Origin of the sequence: Streptomyces sp. NBC_00038 (assembly GCF_026343635.1) — a bacterium.
Taxonomy (GTDB): domain Bacteria; phylum Actinomycetota; class Actinomycetes; order Streptomycetales; family Streptomycetaceae; genus Streptomyces.
Genome location: NZ_JAPELQ010000001.1, coordinates 808,184 through 832,558 on the forward strand (window position 1 = coordinate 808,184; position 24,375 = coordinate 832,558).

Here is a 24,375-nt window from a genome sequence, read left to right on the forward strand (position 1 = left end):
CAACTTCCGTTCACGTTCGGCAAACACCTCCGGTGGAGGCGGCCGGAGACCGGCTGAACTGCCGTCGTCACGCCCTCCGGAACACGCGATACCTTCCACGTGACACGGCCGTACTCGGGCCGGAACAGATCTCAAACGTCGGGAGAGAGCCATGCGCGACGGCGCGATGGTGGAGGTGGCTGCCGGAGTTCATCTGGTCCACGGCAGCAACACGAACTGGGTGATCCTGACCGAGGGCGACGCCGTCACCCTGGTCGACACGGGCTACCCCGGCGACCGTCAGGCGGTCCTGGCCTCCCTGGACGCTCTCGGTCACGCGCCCGAGGCCGTGACGGGCGTGCTCATCACGCACGCGCACAACGACCACCTCGGTTCGGCCGAACACCTCAGCAGCACGTTCGGCATCCCCGTCTACTTGCACGAGGCCGAACTGCCGCACGCGCGCCGGGAGTTCCTGCACCAGGTGAGCGTCGGCCAGGTGCTGCGCGAGGCGTGGCGACCGGGTGTACTGCCGTGGGCGCTGCACGCCATCAAGTCGGGCGGCAAGAAGGACGTCCGGATGACCAGGCCCGAGCCGTTTCCCGCGAAGGGCCCGCTGGATCTGCCCGGCCGTCCGGTCCCGGTGCACACGCCCGGTCATACGGCGGGGCACTGCGTGTTCCACATGCCGGACGCCGGGATCCTGATCTCCGGCGACGCGCTGGTCAGCGCCCACCCCACGTCACGGGTACGGGGTCCGCAGCTCCTGCCCGCGATGTTCGACGCCGAGCGCGAGCAGGCCCGCGCGTCGCTGGCGGACATCGAGGCCCTCGCCGCCGATGTCCTGGTCCCCGGGCACGGCCCCGTGCACCGGGGCCCCGTACGCGAGGCCGCGGGACGGGCACGGGAGCTGGCTAGTTGACGCGATCCGGACTGTCCGGCTGCACCGCCGTCAGATAGGCCCGCAGGGCGTCCCGGTTGCGGGCCAGGCAGTCGATACGGCTCTGGATGCGGTCGATCTCCTCGCGCAGCAGCCCGGCAGTCTCGGCGGTCAGGCATTCGGGGTGCAGGTGGATCTCGCCGGGGCCGGACAGAAACGGCAGGATGGCGCGGATGATCTCGGTGGTGAGCCCGGAGTCGAGCAGCCCGCGGATCTGCTGGACGCACTGCACGGCAGCGTCGCCGTACTCGCGATAACCGTTCTCGCCCCGCGCCGGGTGGAGCAGGTTCTGCTCCTCGTAGTACCGCAGCATCCTGGTGGGGACGCCGGTGCGGCGCGACAGTTCACCGATCTTCATGGCTCCCCCTGGAGGCCGAGCTTGCCTTCACACTGATGTGAAGGTTTCAGCATGGTCCCATGACCGTCGCCCCGCCCGTCGGCAGCACGAGCACGCCTGTCGCCGCGCTCCCACTGTCAGGGCTCCTGGCCCTGTCCACGGCCGCCTTCACCGCCGTCATGACCGAACTGCTGCCCGCCGGTCTGCTGCCGCGGATGGCATCGGACCTGGGCGTCTCGGAGGGGCGGGCCGGCTTCCTGGTCACCGGTTACGCGCTCGCCTCCTTCCTGGCCGCCGTTCCGCTCACCGCCGCGTTGCGCGGTCTGCCGCGCCGCCGGGTACTGATCGGCGCGCTCGTGGGCTTCGCCTGCTGCAACGCCGTCACCGCGCTGTCGTCCGCGTACGCGCTGACCTTCGCGACCCGGCTCGTGGCCGGGGTCATGGGCGGCCTGATGTGGGCGATGCTCGTCGGGTACGCGGCCCGTATGGTGCCCGCCGAGCGGCGCGGCCGCGCCATCGCGATCGTCCTCGCGGGGATCACACTCGCCCTGTCGCTCGGTGTCCCGGCGGGCACCGCACTGGCCGACGTCCTGGGCTGGCGCGCGGTCTTCGCCCTGCCGGCGGTCGGCGCCCTGCTGCTCGTGGTCTGGGTGCGCCGGCGGGTTCCGGACTTCCCCGGTGAGGCGGCGGGCGCACGCGTGCCGTTGCACCGGGTCGCCGCACTGCCGGGGATCGCGACCGTCCTGTCCGTCACCCTGCTGCTGCTCCTGGGGCACCAGGTGATGTACACCTACGCCGCCCCGTTCGCGGAGCATGTGGGATTCGGCCACACCGGTCTTGTCCTGCTGGTGTTCGGGGCGGCCACTGTCGTCGGGATCTGGATCACCGGCGTACTGGTCGACACATGCCTGCGACGGACGCTGCTGACGGCGCTCGCCATGATCGCGTGCGCCCTGCTCGTCCTGGGTCTGTACGCGAGCAGCCCCGCCGTACTCCTCGTGTCGGTGGCTCTGTGGGGCGCCGCGTTCGGCGGAGCGCCGACCCTGATCCAGACCGCGCTGGTCGACGCCTCCGGCCCCGCCAACGCCGACGTGGCCACGTCGCTGCAGGCCACGGTGTACAACGCGGGGATCGCGGCCGGATCGTTCACTGGCGGGCTCGTCCTGGAGGGTGCGGGCGCCGGGGCCCTTCCCTGGACGTCACTTCCGCTGATAACGGCCGCGCTGGCCGTCGTTGTGGTGGGGCGCCGACAGGCCTTTCCTGTTCGGCGCCCCACGGGGAGTCACCCGAAGACGGCCGTCACCTCCAACGGCAGGTGTCCCTAGCCGAGTTCGAGGGTGGTGACCCCGTAGACGCGCTCGCCCGCGAACGGCCTGACCGGACCCGTGTACATACGGGCGGTGTCGAAAGAGGGGGTGAGGCCGAACTCCTCGGCGAGCACGACTCCGGCCGCGTTCGTCCCGGGGATGTCGATGGCGACCTCCCTCCCGGCGGCCTCGCCGGTCAGCGCGACGAACAGCGCCCGCGCGTCCTCGGCGGTGTCGGCGAACAGCGGGCCGATGCGCAGGGCGTCGCGGCCCGGGCGGATCACGCCGTACCCGGTGAGGCGTCCGCCGCTGCGGCGGACGAAGGCACGGTGGTCCGGTCCGCTCAGCCACCACTCCAGGAAGCGCGGCCGGTCGGCGGGGTAGCAGCCGCTGTCGTACGCCGTGACCTCCGCGAGGTCCGCCGCCTCGGCGGGCCGCACTCCCGCCGGCGTCTCCCCCACGGGGGCGATTCCACCGAAACGGGAGGTGCGGTAGGCGAGTTCGAAGCCGGACTGGCGGTAGTTGTCCTGCTGCGCGACCACCCCGTCGAGTCCCACGGTCCGGCCGCCGGCGTGGGCGAGTGCCGTCTTCCAGGTGGTGATGCCGTAGCCGCGGCCGCGCAGGTCGGGGCGTACGAGGTAGAAGCCCAGGAAGGCGTAGTCGGCGCCGTAGTTGACGACCGACACGGCCGAGACCGGTTCGCCGCCGAGCCGGCCGATGAAGAAACCCTCCGGGTCCTGGGCGAAGAAGCTCACGCTGTCGGACAGCCCGGGATTCCATCCCTCGTCGGCGGCCCACTCGCGGACCACCGTCCAGTCGTCGAGCGAGGCCTGCGTGACGACGAGGTCCTCGGGTCCCGGAGAGGTCATGTGGGCGCTCCCTTTCGTCGGTGTGGTGCCGCGCGGCGCGGTGTCGCCCGCACCGCGGCAATCCTTCCCGATCTCCCGGGGGATTCCCCTTGAAGACTGTGCTCATAAGGTTGACGCTCATGAGCGACAACCACGTGACTTTGCGCCCGGTGGCCGAGGACGACCTGTCCGTCCTGGAGCGTTTCCTCCTGGAGCCGGAGACGGTCGAACCCTTCCAGTGGTTCGGCTGGTGGGACATCGGGCGCTGGCGGCGCCAGTGGGCGGAGAACGGTCTGCTCACCGAGGACGCGGGGCAACTCATGGTCGCGCGGGACGACGAGCCGATGGGATTCGTCGCCTGGCGGAAGATCGTCTCCAGTCGGACCACGCACTACTGGAACATGGGCATCTGCCTGCTCCCCGAGGCACGCGGCAAGGGCGTGGGGACCGAGGCCCAGCGACAACTGGTCCAGTACCTCTTCGCCCACACGCTCGTCATCCGTATCGAGGCCGACACCGACGTGGACAACATCGCCGAGCAACGCGTCCTGGAGAAGGTCGGGTTCACTCGCGAGGGTGTGCTCCGCAGTGTCGTGTTCCGCAACGGTCGCTGGCGCGACGGTGTGCGGTACAGCATCCTCCGCGACGAATTGGGCTGAGGAGTCGCGGAGGCCCCACCGGTCACGAGCCCGGTGGAGCCTTCCGCCCTTGCCGTGCCCCGCGTCAGCGAACCGCGGCGGGCCGGAATCGCCGGTACAGGACAGCTCCGCCCAGGACCAGCGCCGCGCTCCCGGCGATCGCGGGCACCACCTGGTCCGCGCCGGTCCGAGCGAGGGAGGCCACAGGCCCCGACGGCGTGCCGGGAGGCGCGTACTGCGCCTTGGCGGGCGGAGCGGACGGCTTCGGCGCGGGCTTGACGGGACGGTCGGGCCGACCGCCGGAGGTGTTCGTGGACTCGTTGCCGACAGCCGCGTTCCCGATACCGACGACGCTCACGGAGTTCCCGGTGACGTTGACCGGGAGATGTACGGGAAGCTGCACGCCGTTGCCCGAGAGCACACCTGGCGAATCCTTTCCGCTGCTGTGTGCGGCGGCACCTCCGCCGTGTTCCACGGCACCGCCCTGAGTTCCGCCGGGCGCCTCCGCCCCGCCGCCGCCCTCGTTGGCGCAGTTGTTGCCCGCGGCCGGGTTGAGGAGCCCAACGACGTTCACGGTGTTCCCGCACACGTTCACGGGAACGTGCACCGGGAGCTGGATGGTGTTGCCGGAGATCAGCCCGGGCGAGCCCGCCGCTGTGCCGTCCGCCGCGGAGTCGGCGTACGCCGGCATGGTCACGGCCATCGCTCCCGAAGCGGCGGCTGCCGCGATCAATCCATTTCGGGTAACCCGTTTCATAGGGTCCCTGCCTTCCAGACATGGTCGCGGGCGGTCGCCCGCATGCCATAAAACGCGGGAGAACCATCCGAGTTATGGCTAATCGGTCTTTCACCCCATCGAGCGTCATGGTTATCGAACTGGTGAGGCGGCTCGTGCGACGGCAGTCGGCGCTTGCGGAGCACGCGGATCGGCCCTCGGGAAGGCGCGCAGGGTAAGGCACCACGGCCCGTTCCGCTCGCCCAGAGGCGTCCGCCGGAACCCGCCCTTATCGTGAGCGAGGGGGCAGCCGGGCGTCCTGGAGGCATGCATGCTGTCCGTGCACCAACGCTGCGCGTTCGCCGGAGCCGCGACCGTGACGCTGGCCCTGCTGGCGGCCGGACTGCCCTCGGTGGCGACGGCCGCCGACACACCCGACCTGTCGCGTTTCTACGGCCAGCGGATCAAGTGGGCCGCGTGCGAGGGCTACGGCATGCCCGAGGACATGCGGTGCGGGAAGGTGACCGTCCCGCTGGACTACGCGAACCCGAGTGAAGGAACGCTCGACGTGGCGATGGCCCGCTACCGCGCGACGGGAAAGTCGAGAGGTTCGGTGCTGCTGAACTTCGGCGGCCCCGGCGGCGCGGGAATCCCTCAACTCGCCTTTGGCGGCGATGACTTCATGAGCCTGACGAACGGCTACGACGTGGTCACCTTCGATCCGCGAGGCGTCGGCCAGTCCTCGCCCGTCAGTTGTGGCGAGGGCGGCGACGAGTACTACGGCACGACGGACGGCACCACCGACAGCGGCGATCCGCAGGCCGCCCTCAAGGCCTTGCGGAAGAACGCCGACGAGTGCGCCAAGCACTCGGGGCCCGTACTGGCCCACATAGGCACGGTCAACGCCTCCCGGGACATGGACGTGATGCGGCAGGCGCTCGGCGACAAGAAGCTCAACTACCTCGGTTTCTCCTACGGAACACGACTGGGCGCGGTGTACGCGGCCCAATTCCCCAAGAAGACCGGCCGGTTGGTCCTCGACGGCGTGGACACGCTCACCGAGCCGCTGTCGGAGCAGGGGCTGGTGGGCGCCGCCGGCCAGCAGGCCGCGCTGGAGGACTTCCTCACCTGGTGCACCAAGGACCTGGCCTGTCCTTTCGGGCAGGATCCACGCAGCGCCCGAAAGCAGGTCGTCCAGCTCGTCGACTCACTCGACGCGGACCCGGTTCCGGCCGACTTCGGCCAGGAGTTCACCGGACAGGACCTCGTGGGCGCCATAAGTCAGGCCTTGTACAGCCGCCAGATGTGGCCCACGCTGGAGCAGGCCCTCAACTCCCTGCTCCAGGACGGCGACACCCGCTGGCTCATGCAGCTCTCGGGCGGCGCGGCCCTCCCCGACACCTCCGTGAGCACCCGGCCGGGCGGACCGGCGGTGGCAACCCGCAAGGACGACGAGCTGACCGTGACGGCCAGCCCGGACGGCGGCCTTGTCGACCCGGTGGACGTCCCCCTCGACAACCTCCCGGCCGCCCTGATGGCGATCAACTGCGCGGACGACCCCGACCGGCCCAGCGCCGACCAGGTCACCAAGGAGATCGACGCACTGCGTGCCGAGTACGCGCAGGTGTCCCCGGTCTTCGGCGAGTACCGGCTCACCCAGGTACTGACGTGCTACGGCCGCCCCAAGGGCACCGACTACATCCGCGACGAGGTGCGCGACGTCGACACCCCGAAGATGCTCCTCGTCGGCACCCGCGGCGACCCCGCCACTCCGTACCGCTGGACCCTGGAGACCGCCGCGCGGCTCGGCTCCTCGGCCGTCGTGCTGGACAACAAGGGCGACGGCCACACCGGGTACGCGTCCTCCGAGTGCGTGCACCAGAAAGTCGACGACTTCCTGCTGTATGGCTCCCTGCCGGACAGCGGCAGCTCCTGCGGGCCGCCGGACGCGGGCGACTGAACCCGGGGGCGAGGATGCACCGGGAAATGCAACAGCCCCGTAACACGGACAAGTCGGCTACAACCCCTCGAACTTCCCGGCCGTCACACTGTGCGGGCGTCGCCTCGACCGGGCACGCCACAGCACCCATATGCACGTCCATCACAGGGGGAACACCACTGATGCGTATCCGTCCCGTCCTCGCCCTCGCGACCGCCGCCGCGGCACTGCTCGTCGCCGCGCCTCAGGGCTCGGCCGTAGCCCAGGGCTCCACCGCCACCAAGGTCGCCGCCTGCCCGGAGAAGGCCCTCACCCTGGCGGCGCACCAGTCCGCGAACGCCACCGTCGTACACATCAGCGTCACCAACCACTCGAAGCGGACCTGCACAGTCGACCGCATCCCGACCGTCACCTTCGGGGACCTCGACGGCACGGCCCAGCCGGTGCCCGCGGGGGACAGCGGGCCGTACCGGATCGGCGCGGGCAGGACGGCGTACGCCGCCGTACGCACGATCGCCGACCTCGCCGAGCCCGAGGCCCGTCGGGTGGACTCGATCACCGTCTCCGCCGATCCGTCGCGGTTCGGCCGCTCCTTCACGGCGCAGGAGCTGGGCGCCGGGGACGTCGTCCTCGTATGGGAGCCGGTGACGACATGGTGGAAGCCGTCGGTGGCCGCCGCGGACAAGGCGCTCAAGCAGGCCTGAGGTCCGGGGCGGGGAGGGGCAGGCGAGCCGCTCAGAACTCGACGGGGTCCCGCACGATCGGGCACGTCATGCAGTGGCCGCCGCCCCGTCCGCGCCCCAACTCGGCGCCCACGATGGTGATGACCTCGACGCCGGCCTTCCGCAGCAGCGTGTTGGTCTGGGTGTTGCGGTCGTAGGTGAAGACCACACCGGGTTCCAGGGCGACGGCGTTGTTGCCGCTGTCCCACTGCTGGCGCTCGGAGGCGTACACGTCTCCGCCGGTCTCGACGACCCGCAACTGCGGCAACCCGAGGGCCTTGGCGACGACTTCGGTGAAAGGACGCGAGCCCTCGTCGGTGATTTCGATGCCGGGGGCTTTGTCGCTCGGGCGGAGGGAGAAGGTGTGGACCGCGTCCATGATGGTCGGGTAGAGGGTCACCAGGTCGCGGTCGGCGAAGGTGAAGACGGTGTCGAGGTGCATCGCGGAGCGCAGCTTGGGCATACCGGCGACGATGACGTGCTCGGCCGCCCCGTTCTGGAACAGCGCGGCCGCGACCTGGGTGATCGCCTGCCGTGAGGTGCGCTCGCTCATGCCCATGAGGACGACACCGTTGCCGACCGGCATGATGTCGCCGCCCTCGAACGTGGCCTGCCGCCAGTCGAGTTCGGGGTCGCCCCACCACACCGTGGAGCCGGCGTAGTCGGAGTGGAAGGTGTAGATGGCCTTCATCAGGAGGGTCTCGTCGTGCCTGGCGGGCCAGTAGAGGGGGTTGAGCGTGAGGCCGCCGTACAGCCAGCACGTCGTGTCGCGGGTGTAGAGGGTGTTGGGCAGCGGCGGCATCAGGTATTCGCGTACGCCCGTCGACTCGCGGGCGAGTGCGAGATGACCGGAGCGGAAGTCGTCCGGCAGGTCGCCGGTGGCCAGACCGCCGATCAAGTACCGTGCGAGCGTGGCGGGTTCGAGGGACTCCAGGAAGGCCCGGGTGTCGTCCACGAGTCCGAGTCCGACCTCGTTGGCGGTGATCTTCCGGTCCAGGAGCCAGTCCCGGGCCACCGGGATCGCCATGGTCTCGGTGAGCAGGTCGTGCAGTTCCACGACGTCGACGTCTCGTTCACGCAGTTTGTTGACGAAGTCGGCGTGGTCACGCTGGGCGTTCTCCACCCACATGACGTCGTCGAAGAGCAGGTCGTCGGAGTTGGTGGGGGTGAGCCGGCGGTGTGCGAGGCCGGGCGCGCAGACCAGCACCTTGCGCAGCCTGCCGACCTCGGAGTGGACGCCGTACGCCGTCCCGTTCGTGCTGTCCTGACTGGTCACGGTGTGCCTTTCTCCAGGTCCTGGGGGTCAGAGGCTGATCCAGCCCAGCGCCAGAGCGACGATCCCGAGGATCGCGCCGGCGACCGAGACGGCGAGGATGACGAGTTCGCGGGGCGAGAACAGCTGTCTGCCCTGCTCGCGCCTGGCCATCACGAACAGGATCGTGGCGGGCGCGTAGATGATGAACGAGACGAGGAGGTACTTCAGCCCGGCCGCGTAGAGCAGGAAGGCGGTGTAGACGGTGGCGAGCGCGGCGACGAGGAGGTCGCTGCCGGGGCCCGCGCGGGCGATCTTGACAGCGAAGCCCGCCGCCAGCAGGAACGGGATCAGCGTCAGCGCGCTGGTCAGGTCGAGCGCGAAGTTGAAGGCGTCGTCCGAGAACAGCGTGACGACCAGCACGACTTGGGTCAGCAGGGTCGTCATCACGAGCGCGGGCGCGGGTACGTCGTCGCCGATGGAGCGGCCGAGGAAGCGGGGCATGTCATCGTCCTTGGCGGCGACGAACAGCACCTCGGCCGCCATCAGGGTCCAGGCGAGATAGGCGCCGAGCACCGAGACGATCAGGCCGACGCTGACGAAGACCTGCCCCCAGGTGCCGACGGCGTGCTCCAGGACCTCCGCCATGGAGGGCTGCCGCAGCTCGGCGATCTCGCCCATCGGCATGAGGCCGTACGACACGATGGTGACCGAGGCGAAGATGGCGAAGACGCTCAGGAAGCCCAGGATGGTCGCGCGGCCGACGTCCTCGCGGCGTTTGGCGTGCCGTGAGTAGACGCTCGCGCCCTCCACGCCGAGGAACACGAAGACCGTGGCCAGCATGGTGCCTTTGACCTGCTGGAACAGTGATCCCGCATAGTCGGCGCCGCCCCAGTTCTCGGCGAACACGTCGGGCTTCAGGTAGAAGAGCGCCAGGACGACGAAGACGAGGATCGGCACGACCTTGGCGACGGTGACGATCCGGTTGATGGCCGCGGCTTCCTTCACCCCTCTGCGGATGAGGAAGAAGAACGCCCACAGGCCCACCGACGAGAGCACGACGGCCAGGACGGTGTCGCCTTCTCCGAGTGCCGGAGCGATGGCCCCGATCGTCGACATGATGAGGACCCAGTACGTCACGTTGCCGACGCAGGCGCTGGCCCAGTAGCCGAACGCCGAGAAGAAGCCGAGGTACTCGCCGAAGCCAGCCTTCGCGTAGGCGTAGACGCCCGCGTCGAGGTCCGGTCTGCGGATGGCGAGCCGCTGGAAGACGAAGGCGAGCATCAGCATGCCGGTGCCGGCGACGGCCCACGCGATCAGTGCTCCGGCCACGCCCGTCTCCTGGGCGAAGCGGCGGGGCAGCGAGAAGACTCCGGCTCCGACCATCGAGCCGACGACCATCGTGGTGAGCGTCAGGAGGGTGAGTTTGGCGGCCGGTGACGCCTTGGCTTCCGTGTCGGCCTGCGTCATGGGTGTCCTACGACGGTCATGGGCGTCCTACGACGGTGGGGCATCGGCGTCCGGCGACGGCGATGAGGACTACGCGATCTGTCGACGCGAGCGACCCTAGCAATCAAATGCACCAAATGCCCGATAAGCGAATTGGTCCTATCGTGCAGGTATGGAGCACGCACTCAGTCCCGCCACCCTGACCGAACTGCGCAGGCCCCGGCCGTATCCGGCGGTCTCCGTGCTGACGCCGACGCATCGCCGCGAGCCCGACAACGCACAGGATCCGGTCCGGCTGCGCAATGTGGTCGCCGAGGCCAAGAAGCAGCTGGAGGCCGATCCGTCGGTCACCCGCGAACGGCGGATGGATCTCGTCGAGCAGCTCGACCGGGCACTCACGGAGGTCGATCTGGCCCACGCCGAGGACGGCCTGGCCATCTTCGCCGCCCCCGGCGAGCACCAGGTCTGGTCGCTGGCCCGTACCGTGCCGGAGCGCGTGGTGCTCTCGGACACCTTCCTCACCCGAAATCTCGTCGCCGCGCAGGCCTCCGAGCGGCCGTTCTGGGTGCTGTCGGTATCGGCCGACCAGGTCACGCTGTGGAACGGCGGGGCCGACCGGGTCGCCGAGCAGCACTCCGACGGCTTTCCGCTCACCCGGAGCCTGGAGGACCCGGACGCCGAGCGCCAGGAACGCGTCGGCGACCTGCCCAGCACCTTCCGCGACGAGCAGACCCGCCACTTCCTGCGTGACGCCGACACCGCGGTGAGCGCCGTCCTGCGCAAGCATCCCCGGCCGCTGTACGTCACCGGTGAGACCGCCGCGCTCTCCCTCCTGGACGAGATCGGGACCGTCACCAAGGCGGCCGCGCACATTCCGCACGGCGGCCTCGCGCACGGCACGCCCGACGCCGTGTGGCAGGCGGTGCGCCCCTTGATCACCGCCGAGGCAAAGAAGGAAGTCGACGCGGTGGCACGGGAACTCGAAACGGCACGCGGCCGCAAGGCGTTCGCCGCAGGAGTCGACGAGGTGTGGCAGAGCGCGACCGAGGGCCGCGTCCAGCTGCTCGCCGTCGAGGAGAACTACCGCGTGACGGTGCGCGACGGCGGCGGCGACCATCTCATCCCCGCCGAGAGCGGCGACCTGGACGCCCGCGAGGACATCGTGGACGAGATCGTCGAACAGTGTCTGGAGACCGGCGCCGAGGTCCGCTTCGTCCCCGACGGCAGCCTCGGGGACGCGAAAGGGATCGCAGGGGTGCTGCGTTACTGATCTCCACGGCCGACAATGATCCTGAGCTGTCGGCGGGAGAGGTGCGGAGCACGTGAGTGAACTACTGGGTGTAGCGGTCCTGGGTGCAGGACACATGGGTGCCGACCACATACGGCGAATCGACCGGGTAGTGGGCGGCGCTCGGGTGGCCGCGGTCGCGGACCCCGACACCGGGCGGGCCAAGGACGTCGTCGCCGGAATCGACGGCGTCTCGGTCCACGCCGACGCAATGGCAGCGCTCGACGCACCCGGCGTACAGGCCGTGTTGATCGCGTCCCCCGGGCCCGCGCACGAGGAGGCCCTGCTCGCGGCCTTCGCGCGCGGCCTGCCGGTGCTGTGCGAGAAGCCGATGGTGCCGGATTCAGCCGGGGCGCTGCGGGTGGTGGAGGCGGAGGCTCGGCTCGGCCGTCGGCTGGTGCAGGTCGGGTTCATGCGCCGGTACGACGCCGAGTACCAGCGCCTCAAGTCGCTGCTGGACAGTGGTCGGCTGGGCCGTCCGCTGATGCTCCACTGCACGCACCGCAATGTCTCCTCGCCGCCCGGTTTCACCTCGGCGATGCTGGTCAACAGCTCCGTCTCGCACGAGATCGACGCGGCGCGCTGGCTGCTCGACCAGGAGCTCACGGCCGTGACGGTGCTGCGCCCGCGCTCCTCCGCGCACGCCCCGGAGGGTCTCGTCGACCCCCAGCTGGTGCTGTTCGAGACCGCGGATGGCGCGCTGGTCGACGTGGAGATCTTCGTCAACTCCGGCTTCGGCTACCAGGTGCGGTGCGAGGCGGTCTGCGAGAGCGGGAGCGCGCGGATCGGGGAAGAGCACACGATGGTCGTGACGACGGCGGGCGGCGCGTACGAGGAAGTGGCGCAGGACTACCTCGTACGGTTCGCGGACGCCTACGACCGCGAGGTGCAGGCATGGGTGGACGCCACCCGCGAGGGCCGGGTCACCGGACCCGGCGCCTGGGACGGATACGCGTCGTCCGCCGTCGCCGAGGCGGGGGTCCGGGCGCAGGAGAGCGGCGGCCGGGTGACCGTCGAACTCGCCCCGCGCCCGGAGCTCTACGAGCGCGTCAGCCGCTGACGCTCGCCGCGCCCGTCTCGATGTGTCCGGTGAACCGGCGCGACCAGCTCGCGTCGGAGTCGACGGTGACCGTGAAGTCGTACCAACCGCCTTGGTACGCGACGGCGTTGAAGTGGTCCTCCGCCGAGGCGCCCGCGGCGACGGTGTACGTCCAGGGGCCGTCGCCGCGGTAGTGGTTCGAGGTGATGGTGAACTTCACCGAGGAGGCGCCGGAGTTGGCCATCCTGAAGTAGACCGCGGTCTTCCCCGTGCCGGGCTCGGTGGCGTAACGGGTGCTCACCTCCACGGACTTGCCCGCCTGCGTCGCGTCGCCCTTGAAGCGGCGCAGGAAGCGGTTGGGGCCGGTCATGGAGATGTCGTACTTCCCGGCGCCGTACCCGGTGCCGATGTTGAAGTAGTCGGAGGCCGTGCCGCCCGCGTCGACGGTGTACTGCCAGGGCGTGGTGTCGCGGTAGGCGTTCGGGTGGATGGAGAAGTGCGCGGCGCTCCTGGCCGGGGTGCCCTGGTTGGCCATGGTGAACCAGGCGAGGATCTTGCCGCCGGTACCGAACTCCAGGTGGTCCAGGTATCCGTTCGGCTGGTACGGCAGGGCGCGGGCGGGGCGGGTGCCGGGCTCCTGGGCCGGCAGCGCGTTGGTGGTGGGCACCGGGTTGGGCAGCGGGCCGCAGGTGTCGAAGCCGATGACGCCTGTCGCGGGCAGCGAGGCGGGGCCGTACACCGGGTGGGCGAAGTCGAAGACGCCGGTCAGGTCGCCGGTGACCTTGCGGCGCCAGGCGCTGATGTCGGGACAGGCGGCGGGCTTGCCGAGCGCGCCGGTCCAGGTCTCCAGGAAGCGCAGCACGGAGGTGTGGTCGAAGACCTCCGAGGAGACCCAGCCACCGCGCGTCCAGGGCGAGATGACCAGCATGGGCACGCGGAAGCCGAGGCCGTACGGTACGCCGTTGAGGAACTCCCCTGCCGTGCCGGCGGGCGGCGCCGGGGGCGGTACGTGGTCGAAGAAGCCGTCGTTCTCGTCGTAGTTGAGGAACAGGACGGTCGAGTCGAAGACCTCCGGGTCGGCGGCGAGGGCGCGGTAGACGAGGTCGACGAAGTGGGCGCCGTCGCCGGGCGGGGCGTACGGGTGCTCGGAGAAGGCCTCGTTGGCGACCACCCAGGAGACCTGGGGCAGCGTGCCCGCGAGGACGTCGGCCTTGATGGCGGCGGCGATGTCGTCGGGCGTGGAGCCGGTGACCGCCGGTACGGAGGCCATGCCGCGGTCGTGCAGCGGGTCGCCCGCCTTGGCGTCGGCGAACTTCTTGAAGTACGCGCAGCCGTTGTCGCCGTAGTTGTCCTGGGCGTTCTGGTAGACCTTCCAGGTCACTCCGGCCGTCTGCAGTGCCTCGGCGTAGTTCTGCCAGGTCAGCCCGGACTCGTCGCCGCCGTCGTAGCTGGTGGCGTCGACCTTGCCGCTCCACAGGTACGTACGGTTGGGTCCTGTGGCGCTGAGCGTGGAGCAGAAGTAGGCGTCGCAGATGGTGTAGTTGTCGGCCAGCGCGTAGTGGAACGGGATGTCGGAGCGGTCGAGATAGCCCATCGTGCGGACGTTGCCGACGCCCGAGACCCAGTTGTCGAGCCGTCCCTTGTTCCAGGCGGAGTGCTGCGAGGACCACGAATGCGGGAGGTCGCCGTTGCACTGCGCGAGGGTCTCGCCGTCCGTGCCGCCGGCGTCGGGCGTCGAGCTCAGCTTCCAGGGGTACTGCCTGCCGCCGCCGTTCGGCTGGTTGAAGACGGAGTGGCCGCCGGACAGTGCGATACCGCTGCGGTCGCCGAAGCCGCGAACGCCGTTGAGGCGGCCGAAGTAGTGGTCGAAACTGCGGTTCTCCTGCATGAGGATGACGACGTGCCGTACGTCCGAGATCGTGCCGGTCGCGGCTGCCGCGGTGCCTGCGGCTTCGGCCGGCCGCGCGCCGACGCCCATCGCGGCGCCTGCCGCGACCGTTGCGCCGAGCCCCACGAACCCTCTTCGGCTGATCGGTGTCATTCGCCCGCCCTCATCACCGGAGTGCCCCTGCGGCACACCGCGCGCAAGCGTGCACGGGGCGATCGTCGAGGTCCATGCCCCTGCGGTGAGGCGGGGATGAACAGCGGTCGAACCGTGACGGACGTCAGATGTGGGCGTCGGGGACGAGGATCACCTTGCCGGTGACGGTGCCGGACTCCGCCAGCCGCATGGCCTCCGAGGCCTTGCTGACCGGGATGCGGGCGGCGACCTGGGCCTTGATGGTGCCGTCGGCGAGCAGGGCGAACACCTGCCCGAGGTCCGTGCGGAGGCGGGCCTGGAAGGCGGCCGCACGGCGCTTGCCCGCCCAGATGTTGTAGAAGTGCGTCCGCCGGCCGTTGGGGAGCAGCTTCCAGAGGAACAGCCGCCCCACGAGCTTGAGGACGGGCAGCTTGGAGGATCCGGTGACATCCCGGGTTGCGGCGCTGCCGTACGAGACGAGCGTGCCTCCGCGGGAGAGCAGCCGGAAGGAGTCGACGATCCCGTCACCGCCGACGTGGTCGAAGACGGCGTCGACTCCGTCCGGCGCCAACTCCCGCACCCTGGCGGGCAGATCGGCCGCGCGGTAGTCGAGCGGCAGAGCGCCGAGCGCGCGCACCGCGTCGTGGTGGCGGGGCGAGGCTGTGCCGATGACGCGGACGCCCGCATGGGTGGCCAGTTGCACCAGGGTCGAGCCCACGCCGCCGTTCGCGCCGTGCACCAGCACCGTCTGACCGGCGCGGACCTTGGCGACGCGGTGCAGCATCTGCCAGGCGGTGATGCCGTTGACGACCACCGTCTCGGCGTCGGCCGGGTCCAGCGCGCCGGGAACCTCGACCAGGTCGGCGGCCGGCAGTACGACCTGACTGGCCCAGCCGCCGACCTTGGTCAGCGCGGCGAAACGGCGGCCGATCAGCGAGGCGTCCACTCCCCCGCCGACCCGGAGGACGACTCCGACCAGGTCGTAGCCGGGCACGAAGGGGAACGGCGGCTGGTCGTAGTACTTGCCGCGGCGCATCTGCTGCTCGGCGAACGACACCCCGGACGCCTCCAGGACCAGGACGACCTCGCCCGCGGCAGGCCGCGGCGCGGGGCGCACGCGGATCTCCAGGCCGGACGGCTCCACCACGCCCGGGAGGACTACCTCAGTCACGTTCTCGCTGTTCATGGCCGTCAAGCTCCTTCGTTTCGTAATAGCTTCACGTGTTCGTGATAGGTTCTAACTAAAGCTTGCTCCTCTATATTCCGTAAGTCAAGCTCAAGGTCGAGGACCACCGGCAGCAGACGAAGAGGCGATGACATGGCCGCAGAGAACCGGACCAGGCCCGGCCCGCGCGATCGGTTCCGCGCGCAGGTACGGCAGGAAGTCAAGACGGCGGCACTGCGACAGCTGGCCGAGGGCGGCCCGGAGGCACTGTCGCTCAACGCCATCGCCAAGCAGGTCGGCATGACCGGCCCCGCGCTCTACCGCTACTTCGCCAACCGGGACAGCCTGCTCACCGAGCTGGTCGTCGACGCCTACGGCGACCTGACGTCCACGCTCGCCCGCGCGGCCGACGGCACGCCGCAGGACGCGGTCGCGCGCCTGACATCGGTAGTACGGGCCTACCGCGACTGGGCCCTGACCGAGCCGCACCGCTACCGTCTGCTCTTCCGGGCGCCCTTGCAGGGGTACGACGCCCAGTCGACGAGCCTGGTGGAGGCCGCACAGCCCGCCATGACCGTCGTACTGGACGTGGCGAGCGCCCTCGCGAAGCCGGACACCGCGGTCTCCCAGGACTCGGGGGCCCGGTTCGAGGAGTGGATGAAGCGACATGGAATCGAAGACGTGACAGCGGCGGTCGCCTCACGCGCCACGATTCTCTGGGCCCGCCTGCACGGCCTGGTGAGCCTGGAGATCGAGGGCAACTTCGCCTCGATGGGCATCGACCCGGCCCCTCTCTACGAGGCCGAGACGCAGGACTTCGCACGGCGGATTCCGTAACGCGGAGGGGCTAGCACAAACGACCCTCGAACAAGAGAATGACCGGAGCGCACGCATAGCCCCGAACACCTTCAAGTCGCGTACGCCGCCTACGACTTGACCACGCCGGACGCGTACCGAATACGTCCTGGGTACCTGCCCCATGGGGACTGTGGCATATGCCAGGTGCACCACCGTATCGTGTGTTGCCAAATCCCTTACAGCGCGTCGCAGGCTGTGCGACAGTCGTAACGGTCCTTCCTCAGCCTTGGTCGTACCGTCCCCGCATCGGAGTACGTCATGCCCTCCCATCTCTCTGCGGATCGCTCAGCCGCCCAGCCGCCCCAGCGCGGCACGGTTGACGCGCTCATATCGCAGACGCGGCGGCTGCGCGGGGAGGTGGACGCCGTACGGCGTGAGGCACCCGCCGACGACGAGGACCCGCAGGGACGCTGGCAGCGTGCGCTGTGCAATCTGGCACTGCATCAACTCAACGACCTCGACGAGCACTTGGCCCAGCTGCGGGACGGACCGTCCACCGCGCCCGTCCAGGCCGCGCCCGCCGTCCGAGCCGTGCCGGTCACACCCCGGCGCGGCTCGCTGCTCAGCCGGGTCGGCAGCGCCGAGTGGAATCTGCTGACGGACGAGGCCAGTTGGTCGGGGGAGCTCTACCAGCTCCTGGGCCGCGACCCCGCCGCTCCCCCGCTCACGCTCGACGAGCTGCCGTCGCTGGTGCTCGACGAGGACCGGCCGATGCTGACCGCGATGGTCACGGACTGCCTCATCGACGCCAAGCCCATCGACGGTGAGTTCCGTATTCAGCGCCCCGACGGCGGGGTGCGGACCGTGCACATGATGGGCGAGCCCGTGCTCGACGCCGACGGCAGCACCGTCTCGATGTGGGCCGTGCTGCGCGACGTCAGCGAACTGCGCCGCAGCCAGCGGACGGTGAGCGAGACCCGTGACTCGCTGCAGCGCCAGCGGCACATCGCGCAGACCGAGCACCGGCTCGCGGTAGAGCTGCAGGAGGCCGTGCTGCCGCCGTGGCGTGGCTCCCTGCGGTTCCCGCAACGGGGTCCCGAGACCTTGGACCTCGCCGCCCGCTATCTGCCGTCGTCGACCAGCGCACTGGTCGGCGGCGACTGGTACGACGCTCTCGAACTCCCCGACGGGGAAACCCTGTTGAGCGTCGGCGATCTCACCGGCCACGGCATCCCGGTGGCTTCGGGCATGGCGATGCTGCTCGGCGCCCTGCGCGGTATGGCCATGTCGGGCACCCAGCCGGGCCAACTCATGTCCTGGCTCAACCAGTTACTTGATGCCTCCGTGCAACCTGCCCTCGGCAGCGCCGTCTGCTGCCGCTACCGGCCCGAGACCCGCACCCTCAGCTGGGCACAGGCAGGACACCCCGCCCCGCTGCTGTTCCGCAACGGGACGGGGCGCATACTGCCGGCGCCGGACGGCGTGCTGCTCGGGGCGACCTCCGGGGCCGTTTACGGGCAGGCCGAGGAGACGCTCGAGGACGGCGACCTGCTGCTCCTGTACACGGACGGACTGGTCCCCAGGCGCACGGGAACAGCGGCCGTCCCGAGGCTGCTCGCTCTGGCCCCGCGCTTCCACGGGGCCCGCACGGCGCAGGACTGTGTACGGACGGTTGTCGAGGAATTCGGTGAGACCGAGCGCGAGGACGACGCCTGCGTGCTCGTGGCCAGGGTCGGCCCCTGACGACCGGACTTACGTCCCCGGGGCGGGCCTACGCCCGCGCGCTGTTGCCGCCCTTCGGCTTGAACGTGCCCTTCGGCAGGGCGAGTTCGATCTCCTCACGCAGTTCGTTGATCTTCGGATAGCTGGAGTACTGCCCGGTGAGCCGGTACATCTCGCGCAGCCGGTCCCAGGTGCGGTGGGAGGAGTTGGCCCCCATCGACGTCAGGGCCAGTCGCGCGTACCTGTCGGCCTGTTCGGGGTCGTCGGCGATGAAGCAGGCGGACGCCAGGGAGATGTGGTCGAAGATCTGCGACCTCTCCCTGCCCGACTCGCGCAGCTTGAGCGCCTCCTTCGCATGGCGCTGCGCGGTGGCGGCCGCGGCCGGCTCGTGTTCGGCGAGGGTGCGGTAGGCGAGTGCCTGCATACCGTGCATGTCCGCGTCGTCGAACATCTGCATCCAGCTCGGTGGAGGCACGTCGCCCCGGTCGGAGACGAACAGGTCCTCCGCCTCGCCGAGGGTGCGCCGCATGGCCTGGCCCTTGCCCATGGAGGCCTGTGCCCAGGCCTCGATGGTGTAGAGCATGGCCCTGGTCCGGGGCAACACCTCTTCGCCGGAGCCGGACTTGGCGAGCTTCATCAGGTCGAGTGCGTCGTCGGGCCGGCCCAGATGCACCATCTGGCGAGCCGCTCGGGAGAGTGCCTCCCCGGCGCGGGGCCGGTCGCCGCCCTCACGGGCCGCGTGGGCGGCGATGACGAAGTACTTCTGAGCCGTCGGCTCCAGGCCGATGTCGTGCGACATCCAGCCCGCGAGGACGGCGAGGTTGGCGGCGACGCCCCACAGGCGCCGCTGCAGATGGTCGGGGTGTCGGTAGGAGAGCATTCCTCCCACTTCGTTGAGCTGGCCCACCACAGCCTTGCGTTGCAACCCGCCCCCGCGGGCCGCGTCCCAGGCCCGGAACACCTCCACCGAGCGCTCCAGTTCCTCGATCTCCTGCGACCCGATGGGGGCGGCCTCGTAGCGGTCGAACCCAGCGGGGTCGGCGTGCAGGGGATTGTCGAAATCAGGGGCGTCGGCCGTGAGGGCCGGATCGGTATGCAGCCAATCGTGCATGGCAGTGCTGAGTGCGGATCCTGCGGTGAGCGCGACGCCCGCACCCACCAAGCCGCGTCGGTTGAGCATGAGGTCCATTCCCGTGAATTCGGTGAGGACCGCAGCAGTCCGCTCGGGCGCCCACGGCACTCCGTCGGGATGTTCCACACTCCCGCCGCCTTGCCGTTTCCCCACGCGCCCGTGCCGGACCAGACCGAGGTCCTCGATGGTCACGACACGGCCGAGACGCTCGGTGAACAGAGCTGCCAGCACCCGCGGCACCGGATCGCGCGGGATCTCTCCCGTGTCGATCCACCGCCGCACCCGTGAGGTGTCGGTCGCCAGTTGGGGGTGGCCCATGGCCGCCGCCTGCCGGTTGACCATTCTCGCGAGTTCGCCCTTGGACCAGCCGGCCAGGCCGAACAGGTCCGACAGGCGAGTGTTGGGTTGTCCGTTCACGTCAAGCCCCCAGGTTCTCGGCTGATTTGACAGTAACCGCCTGTCAGTTGCTGAGCGACTATTCGCCAGGGTTCGCCAGGGTGCGCCAGATGGTGTGCCACTGGGCATCCGGTGTCAGGTAGGAACGCGCCACCCCGACCCGGTTGCCTCAGGACATTCCCCAGGGTGCACCAGGGCGGCCGGGGCGGGTAGCGCGGCATCTTGCAGGCACACGAAGGGATCTGTCTCGCCCATGTACACAGCATCGTCCTCCGTGTCCGCCCCGCCCCGGTCGCTGCACCCCCGCCCGGCCGGCAGCGGCCCCTACCTCGACCCCGCGCGTCCCGCGGCGGGCCCCGTGCTCGGCGCCGGCAGGACGCGGCGCGTTCCGGGGCTCGGTACCCAACCGCTCAGCGGGAGACTCGACTTGTCCGGCCCTCAGGGCGCACAACTGCGCACGGCGATCGCGTCGGTGCACCGGATCTGCCCGGAGTTCGCTCCGGTCCAGGTGCTGCGCCGCAGTGGACGATCCGTGCTCCTGGTCGGCACGACCGGGCGCAGCACGGCCGTCGCCAAGTGTTTACTGGACCACTCCCCAATCTGGGCGGAGCGGATCCGGCATGAAATAGCGGCATACCGCTCGTTCGTGCGGCACCGGCCGCCGGTCCGGGTGCCCCGGCTGATCGCGGCGGACCCGGACAACTGCACCCTCGTGATCGAGCGGATGCCGGGCCGGGTGGCCGCGCTGCAGCGGCATCCGGCGGAGGCCCCGCCCCGCGCGGACATCCGGGCGGCGCTGGGCGCGATCTGCCGGCTGAACGCGTGGCGGCCGCCGGCGGGGACGTTCAACGCCCCGCTGAACTACGCGGAGCGGATCTCCCGTTTCCACGGGCTGGGTCTGCTCACGGACCGGGACATGGGCGATCTGCAGAAGCTGGTGCACGGCATCGCGCACTCGGCGGGCCGCCAGGGAATGGGCCAGTTCTGCCACGGCGACGCACTCCTGTCGAACATCCTTCTCTCACCGGCCGGTCCAGTGCTGGTGGATTGGGAGCACGCGGGATGGTACCTGCCGGGGTACGACCTGGCGACGCTGTGGGCGGTCCTCGGTGACGCTCCGGTGGCACGGCGGCAGATCAGCCAGCTCGCACAGTCGGCGGGACCGGCGGCGCGCGACGCCTTCCTGGTGAATCTGATGCTCGTACTGACCCGTGAGATCCGTACGTACGAGACGGCCATGCAGCGTTCGATGCACGATGCGACCCCGGCGGCACCGGGTCCGGCCCACCCGGGTGCTGCGCCGTCCGGCGAGGAACAGCGGCTGCTGCTGCGGCGGCTGCACGACGACTGCCAGATGGCCCGACGGGCCGTTCGAGCGGCGGTCGGCACTCGCTGACGGGGATGGTGGTCCGCGGTTGCGCCTTGGACAGGGGCGCACCGCGGACCTTCGTCATGTCCGGCGACCCGGTTGTGCCTACACCATCCGGGTTATTGGTCCACGCCACTGACGCTCCGCAGGCGGGATGGCCGCCGCCACGAAACCCCTTCCACCCCTCGTTGACATGGGAAATCGCCTGCGTCTGGGCATGATTGACGGATCGTCGGAGAGCCGGTACCACTGACGCACGTTCGGCCCCGCACGCCCCACCGCGCTCGACCGTCCCAGGAGGCTGCTTTGCGAGGACCCGCCACCGACCCCAGCAACATCGCCGGACACAGACGCGCGCGCAGAACCGCCGGCACCCTCGCCTCGGCGGCGCTGCTGCTGCCCCTGCTCGGCGCGGCCCCCTCCGCCGGCACCGCGCAGGCCTCCTCGGCGCAGTTGCAGATGGCCTTCGCCGGAGCGGCCGCCACCTACCACGTTCCGCAGAGTGTGCTTCTCGCCGTCTCCTATCTGCAGTCCCGCTGGGACGCGCACGGCGGGGCGCCGAGCGTCAGCGGCGGTTACGGCCCCATGCACCTCACCGACGCGCGCACGGCGATCGCCGGCGCGCCGCATCACAGCGAGGGCACGGAGGACGCCCGTGGCGACAGCTCGCGCGCGGCTCTGCACCCCGACACAAAGGTGCCGGAGAACTCCGAACTCCCCGCCCGCCTCAAGACCTTGACGAAGGCGGCCGAGCTCACCGGCCTGCCGGCGGAGCAGCTGCGTACGGACCCGGCCGCGAACGTGGCGGGCGGCGCCGCGCTCCTCGCCGTCGCGCAGCAGGACCTCGGCGAGCCGCTGAGCGAGGACGCCGCCGACTGGTACGGGGCGGTGGCGCGCTTCTCAGGTGCGGACGACAGCGCGACGGCGGCGACGTACGCCGATGACGTCTACGAGGTGCTCCGCGGCGGCGAACGGCGCACCACGGACGCCGGTCAGCAGGTCGAGCTCGCGGCCCAGCCCGGCCTGAGCCCCGACAGGGAGCAGCTCGGGCGAGCGGGTCTGCGTACGGTCTCGGCAGTCGGCACGGAATGCCCGACGACCGTGTCCTGCGAGTGGATCCCCGCACCGTACGAGGAGTTCGGCGAGGGCGACTACGGGAACCACGACCTCGGCGACCGGCCCGTCTCGCAGAGCATCAAGTACATCGTCATCCATGACACGGAGGGCACCTGGGACGGTGTCCTGAAGATGGTCCAGGACCCGACCTATGTGTCGTGGAACTACACCCTGCGCTCGACCGATGGGCACATCGCCCAGCATGTGAAGGCCAAGGACGTGGCCTGGCACGCGGGCAACTGGTACGTCAACGCCAAGTCGGTCGGCCTGGAACACGAGGGTTTCCTCGCCTCGCCGGACGCCTGGTACACGGAGGAGATGTACCGGGCCTCGGCGCGGCTGGTGGCGTACCTCGCCAAGAAGTACGGCATTCCGCTGGACCGGCAGCACATCCTCGGCCACGACAACGTTCCGGGACCGACGACGTCGACCATCCCCGGAATGCACACGGACCCGGGCCCGTACTGGGACTGGCAGCACTACTTCACGCTGCTCGGCCACCCCTTCCGAGGCACGGCGAAAGCCGTCGGCGGACTGGTGACCGTGCTGCCGGACTTCACCGAGAACCGGCCCGCGTACACCGGCTGCGTCACCAGCGGCGAGGCCTGCGCCGTCCACGGTTCCAGCGAGGTGCGGCTCTACAGCGCGGCGGACGAGAAATCGCCCCTGATCAAGGACATCGGGCTGCGACCGGGTGGCGCGGACTCGACGATCGACGTGAACGACATCGGTTCACGGGTCTCCACCGGCCAGCGGTACGCGGTCGCCGGCCGCGACGGCGACTGGACGGCGATCTGGTACCTGGGCCAGAAGGCCTGGTTCAAGAACCCGCAGAAGCAGCCCACGGCGGTGAACGCGTCAGGACTCGTGGCCACGCCCAGAGCAGGGCTCACGGAGATCCCCGTCTACGGGCGCGCCTACCCGGAGAAGGAGGCCTACCCGGCGGGCGTGCCCGTCCAGGCGGTCTCGCCACTGCCGTACAAGCTGCTCGCGGGCCAGAAGTACGCGGTCGGTGACAAGGTGCCGGGCGAGTACTACTACGCCCCGACCTTCGACACGACACCGCACAAGGTCGTGATCGGCACGGACATGTACTACGAGATCCAGTTCGGGCATCGGGTGGCGTTCGTACGGGCTGCAGATGTGCAGGTGCGCTCGTCAGCTTCGTAGAGCCCCCGTAGGAACCCGCACAGGGACAGAAGGGGCCGGGTCCGCGAACTGCGCGGGCCCGGCCCCCTCGCGTTCACTCCGCGTGTTCCCGGCGGTGGCGGGCATGAGCCGCCGCGAGACGGGCGCCGGTCTCGGCCGTGCTGATCAGGACCGCCATGTTGGCCTCCGAGGTACGGCCGCCCGTCGCCTTGTCGATGGCGCGCATCAGGTACTTGGTGATGGCGTTGCCCCGGATGCCGTCCCGTTCCGCGGCGGCCAGGGCCTCCTGGAGAGCCGCCTCGGCCACCGCGCTGTCGACGGCGTCCTCGGCGCGCGGCGGGGTGGTGATGACGACCGCGCTGTCGTTGCCCGCCGCCCAGTGGTTCTCCACGACCCGGGCGACGACCTCCGGCTTGTCGATGCGGTGCGGGCTGCGGATGCCGCTGGAGGCGCAGTAGAACGCCGGGAAGTCGTCCGAGCGGTACGACACCAGCGGGACGCACTGGGTTTCCAGGTACTCCATGGTCAGGTTCAGGTCGAGGATGTTCTTCGCGCCGGCGCAGACCACGGCGACCTTGGAGCGGGTGAACTGGACCAGGTCGGACGAGATGTCCATGGACGTCTCGGCACCCCGGTGCACGCCGCCGATACCGGCGGACGCGAAGAACGGGACACCGGCCAGCTCCGCCGCGACCAGCGAGGAGGCGACCGTTGTGGCGCCCTTGCCGCCCCTCGCCAGCACCACGGGCAGGTCTCTGCTGCTCACCTTGGGGATGCCCGGTGTCGACGCGAAGCGTTCGATGTCCTTCTCGCCCATGCCGATGAGGAGACGGCCGTCGTCCACACCTATGGTCGCCGGCACCGCCCCGCCCGCGCGTACGGCGGCCTCCACCTTGTGCGCGGTGGCGGCGTTGTCCGGGTAGGGCAGGCCGTGCGTGATGACGTTGGACTCCAGGGCGAGAACCGGTTCCCCGGCCGCCAGGGCCTCGGCGACCTCTTCGCCGAAGACGAGAGGGATCGCGTTGCGGGTGCTCATCTGTGTCCTCCGCAATTCG

20 protein-coding genes are annotated in these 24,375 nt (G+C 70.2%); 11 read left to right on the forward strand and 9 right to left on the reverse strand.

Going from position 1 to position 24,375, the window contains the following annotated elements:
* Window positions 1–151: 151 nt before the first annotated feature.
* Complete coding sequence (locus OG219_RS03850; protein ID WP_266822850.1) at window positions 152–901, forward strand: MBL fold metallo-hydrolase; 750 nt, start codon at window positions 152–154, stop codon at window positions 899–901.
* Here OG219_RS03850 and OG219_RS03855 read toward each other — a convergent pair.
* The gene (locus OG219_RS03855) at window positions 894–1,277 is read right to left on the reverse strand and encodes a MerR family transcriptional regulator (RefSeq protein WP_266822852.1); all 384 of its coding nucleotides are present in this window, start codon (window positions 1,275–1,277) and stop codon (window positions 894–896) included. The genes OG219_RS03850 and OG219_RS03855 overlap by 8 nt on opposite strands.
* A 59-nt stretch (window positions 1,278–1,336) precedes the next feature.
* Here OG219_RS03855 and OG219_RS03860 point away from each other — a divergent pair, with 59 nt between their 5' ends.
* Window positions 1,337–2,581, forward strand: coding sequence for an MFS transporter (locus tag OG219_RS03860; protein ID WP_266822854.1), 1,245 nt, complete (start codon window positions 1,337–1,339; stop codon window positions 2,579–2,581).
* Here the strand turns inward: OG219_RS03860 and OG219_RS03865 are convergent.
* Complete coding sequence (locus OG219_RS03865; protein WP_266822856.1) at window positions 2,578–3,432, reverse strand: GNAT family N-acetyltransferase; 855 nt, start codon at window positions 3,430–3,432, stop codon at window positions 2,578–2,580. The two genes, OG219_RS03860 and OG219_RS03865, sit on opposite strands and share 4 nt — an antisense overlap.
* Window positions 3,433–3,551: 119 nt before the next feature.
* Between OG219_RS03865 and OG219_RS03870 the strand changes: the two genes are divergently transcribed.
* On the forward strand, window positions 3,552–4,070 hold the full coding sequence (locus tag OG219_RS03870; RefSeq protein ID WP_266822858.1) for a GNAT family N-acetyltransferase: 519 nt from the start codon (window positions 3,552–3,554) through the stop codon (window positions 4,068–4,070).
* Window positions 4,071–4,134: 64 nt separating this feature from the next.
* On the opposite strand, the gene OG219_RS03875 is transcribed toward OG219_RS03870, so the two are convergent.
* Entirely contained in the window at window positions 4,135–4,806 is a 672-nt protein-coding gene (locus OG219_RS03875; protein ID WP_266822860.1) for a chaplin, read from the reverse strand.
* 289 nt (window positions 4,807–5,095) lie between these two features.
* On the opposite strand from OG219_RS03875, the gene OG219_RS03880 reads away from it, so the two are divergent.
* Both OG219_RS03880 and OG219_RS03885 read left to right on the forward strand, forming a co-directional pair.
* Window positions 5,096–6,724, forward strand: a complete 1,629-nt coding sequence (locus tag OG219_RS03880) for an alpha/beta hydrolase (protein ID WP_266822862.1) — start codon at window positions 5,096–5,098, stop codon at window positions 6,722–6,724.
* Between the two features lie 161 nt (window positions 6,725–6,885).
* Window positions 6,886–7,407 carry a DUF4232 domain-containing protein gene (locus OG219_RS03885; RefSeq protein ID WP_266822864.1) on the forward strand — a complete coding sequence of 174 codons (522 nt, stop codon included), beginning with the start codon at window positions 6,886–6,888 and terminating at the stop codon, window positions 7,405–7,407.
* A gap of 31 nt (window positions 7,408–7,438) precedes the next feature.
* Here the strand turns inward: OG219_RS03885 and OG219_RS03890 are convergent, their stop codons facing one another.
* Together OG219_RS03890 and OG219_RS03895 are read right to left on the reverse strand one after the other, a co-directional pair.
* A complete protein-coding gene (locus OG219_RS03890) occupies window positions 7,439–8,701 on the reverse strand; it encodes an arginine deiminase (protein WP_266822866.1) in 1,263 nt (420 codons plus the stop codon).
* A gap of 27 nt (window positions 8,702–8,728) precedes the next feature.
* Entirely contained in the window at window positions 8,729–10,147 is a 1,419-nt protein-coding gene (locus tag OG219_RS03895) for a basic amino acid/polyamine antiporter (RefSeq protein WP_266822868.1), read from the reverse strand.
* Between the two features lie 151 nt (window positions 10,148–10,298).
* Here OG219_RS03895 and OG219_RS03900 point away from each other — a divergent pair, with 151 nt between their 5' ends.
* Both OG219_RS03900 and OG219_RS03905 read left to right on the forward strand, forming a co-directional pair.
* Window positions 10,299–11,396 (forward strand): chemotaxis protein, encoded by a 1,098-nt coding sequence (locus tag OG219_RS03900; protein WP_266822870.1) that lies wholly within the window; start codon window positions 10,299–10,301, stop codon window positions 11,394–11,396.
* Between the two features lie 52 nt (window positions 11,397–11,448).
* Window positions 11,449–12,474, forward strand: a complete 1,026-nt coding sequence (locus tag OG219_RS03905; protein WP_266822872.1) for a Gfo/Idh/MocA family protein — start codon at window positions 11,449–11,451, stop codon at window positions 12,472–12,474.
* On the opposite strand, the gene OG219_RS03910 is transcribed toward OG219_RS03905, so the two are convergent.
* Both OG219_RS03910 and OG219_RS03915 read right to left on the reverse strand, forming a co-directional pair.
* Window positions 12,464–14,494 (reverse strand): phosphocholine-specific phospholipase C, encoded by a 2,031-nt coding sequence (locus OG219_RS03910; protein ID WP_266822874.1) that lies wholly within the window; start codon window positions 14,492–14,494, stop codon window positions 12,464–12,466. The genes OG219_RS03905 and OG219_RS03910 overlap by 11 nt on opposite strands.
* Window positions 14,495–14,618: 124 nt before the next feature.
* A complete protein-coding gene (locus OG219_RS03915; protein WP_266822876.1) occupies window positions 14,619–15,659 on the reverse strand; it encodes a medium chain dehydrogenase/reductase family protein in 1,041 nt (346 codons plus the stop codon).
* Window positions 15,660–15,791: 132 nt separating this feature from the next.
* Between OG219_RS03915 and OG219_RS03920 the strand changes: the two genes are divergently transcribed.
* Window positions 15,792–16,475: a TetR/AcrR family transcriptional regulator gene (locus OG219_RS03920; RefSeq protein ID WP_266822878.1), complete on the forward strand. Its 684-nt coding sequence runs from the start codon at window positions 15,792–15,794 to the stop codon at window positions 16,473–16,475.
* Between the two features lie 279 nt (window positions 16,476–16,754).
* On the forward strand, window positions 16,755–18,179 hold the full coding sequence (locus tag OG219_RS03925; protein WP_266822880.1) for a PP2C family protein-serine/threonine phosphatase: 1,425 nt from the start codon (window positions 16,755–16,757) through the stop codon (window positions 18,177–18,179).
* Between the two features lie 28 nt (window positions 18,180–18,207).
* Here OG219_RS03925 and OG219_RS03930 read toward each other — a convergent pair whose 3' ends face one another.
* Window positions 18,208–19,707, reverse strand: coding sequence for a hypothetical protein (locus OG219_RS03930; RefSeq protein ID WP_266822882.1), 1,500 nt, complete (start codon window positions 19,705–19,707; stop codon window positions 18,208–18,210).
* Window positions 19,708–19,939: 232 nt separating this feature from the next.
* On the opposite strand from OG219_RS03930, the gene OG219_RS03935 reads away from it, so the two are divergent.
* Entirely contained in the window at window positions 19,940–21,082 is a 1,143-nt protein-coding gene (locus OG219_RS03935; RefSeq protein WP_266822884.1) for an aminoglycoside phosphotransferase family protein, read from the forward strand.
* A 279-nt stretch (window positions 21,083–21,361) separates the two neighbouring features.
* On the forward strand, window positions 21,362–23,341 hold the full coding sequence (locus tag OG219_RS03940; protein WP_266822886.1) for an N-acetylmuramoyl-L-alanine amidase: 1,980 nt from the start codon (window positions 21,362–21,364) through the stop codon (window positions 23,339–23,341).
* A 73-nt stretch (window positions 23,342–23,414) separates the two neighbouring features.
* Here OG219_RS03940 and OG219_RS03945 read toward each other — a convergent pair whose 3' ends face one another.
* A complete protein-coding gene (locus tag OG219_RS03945) occupies window positions 23,415–24,356 on the reverse strand; it encodes a pseudouridine-5'-phosphate glycosidase (protein WP_266822888.1) in 942 nt (313 codons plus the stop codon).
* Between the last annotated feature and the right edge of the window lie 19 nt (window positions 24,357–24,375).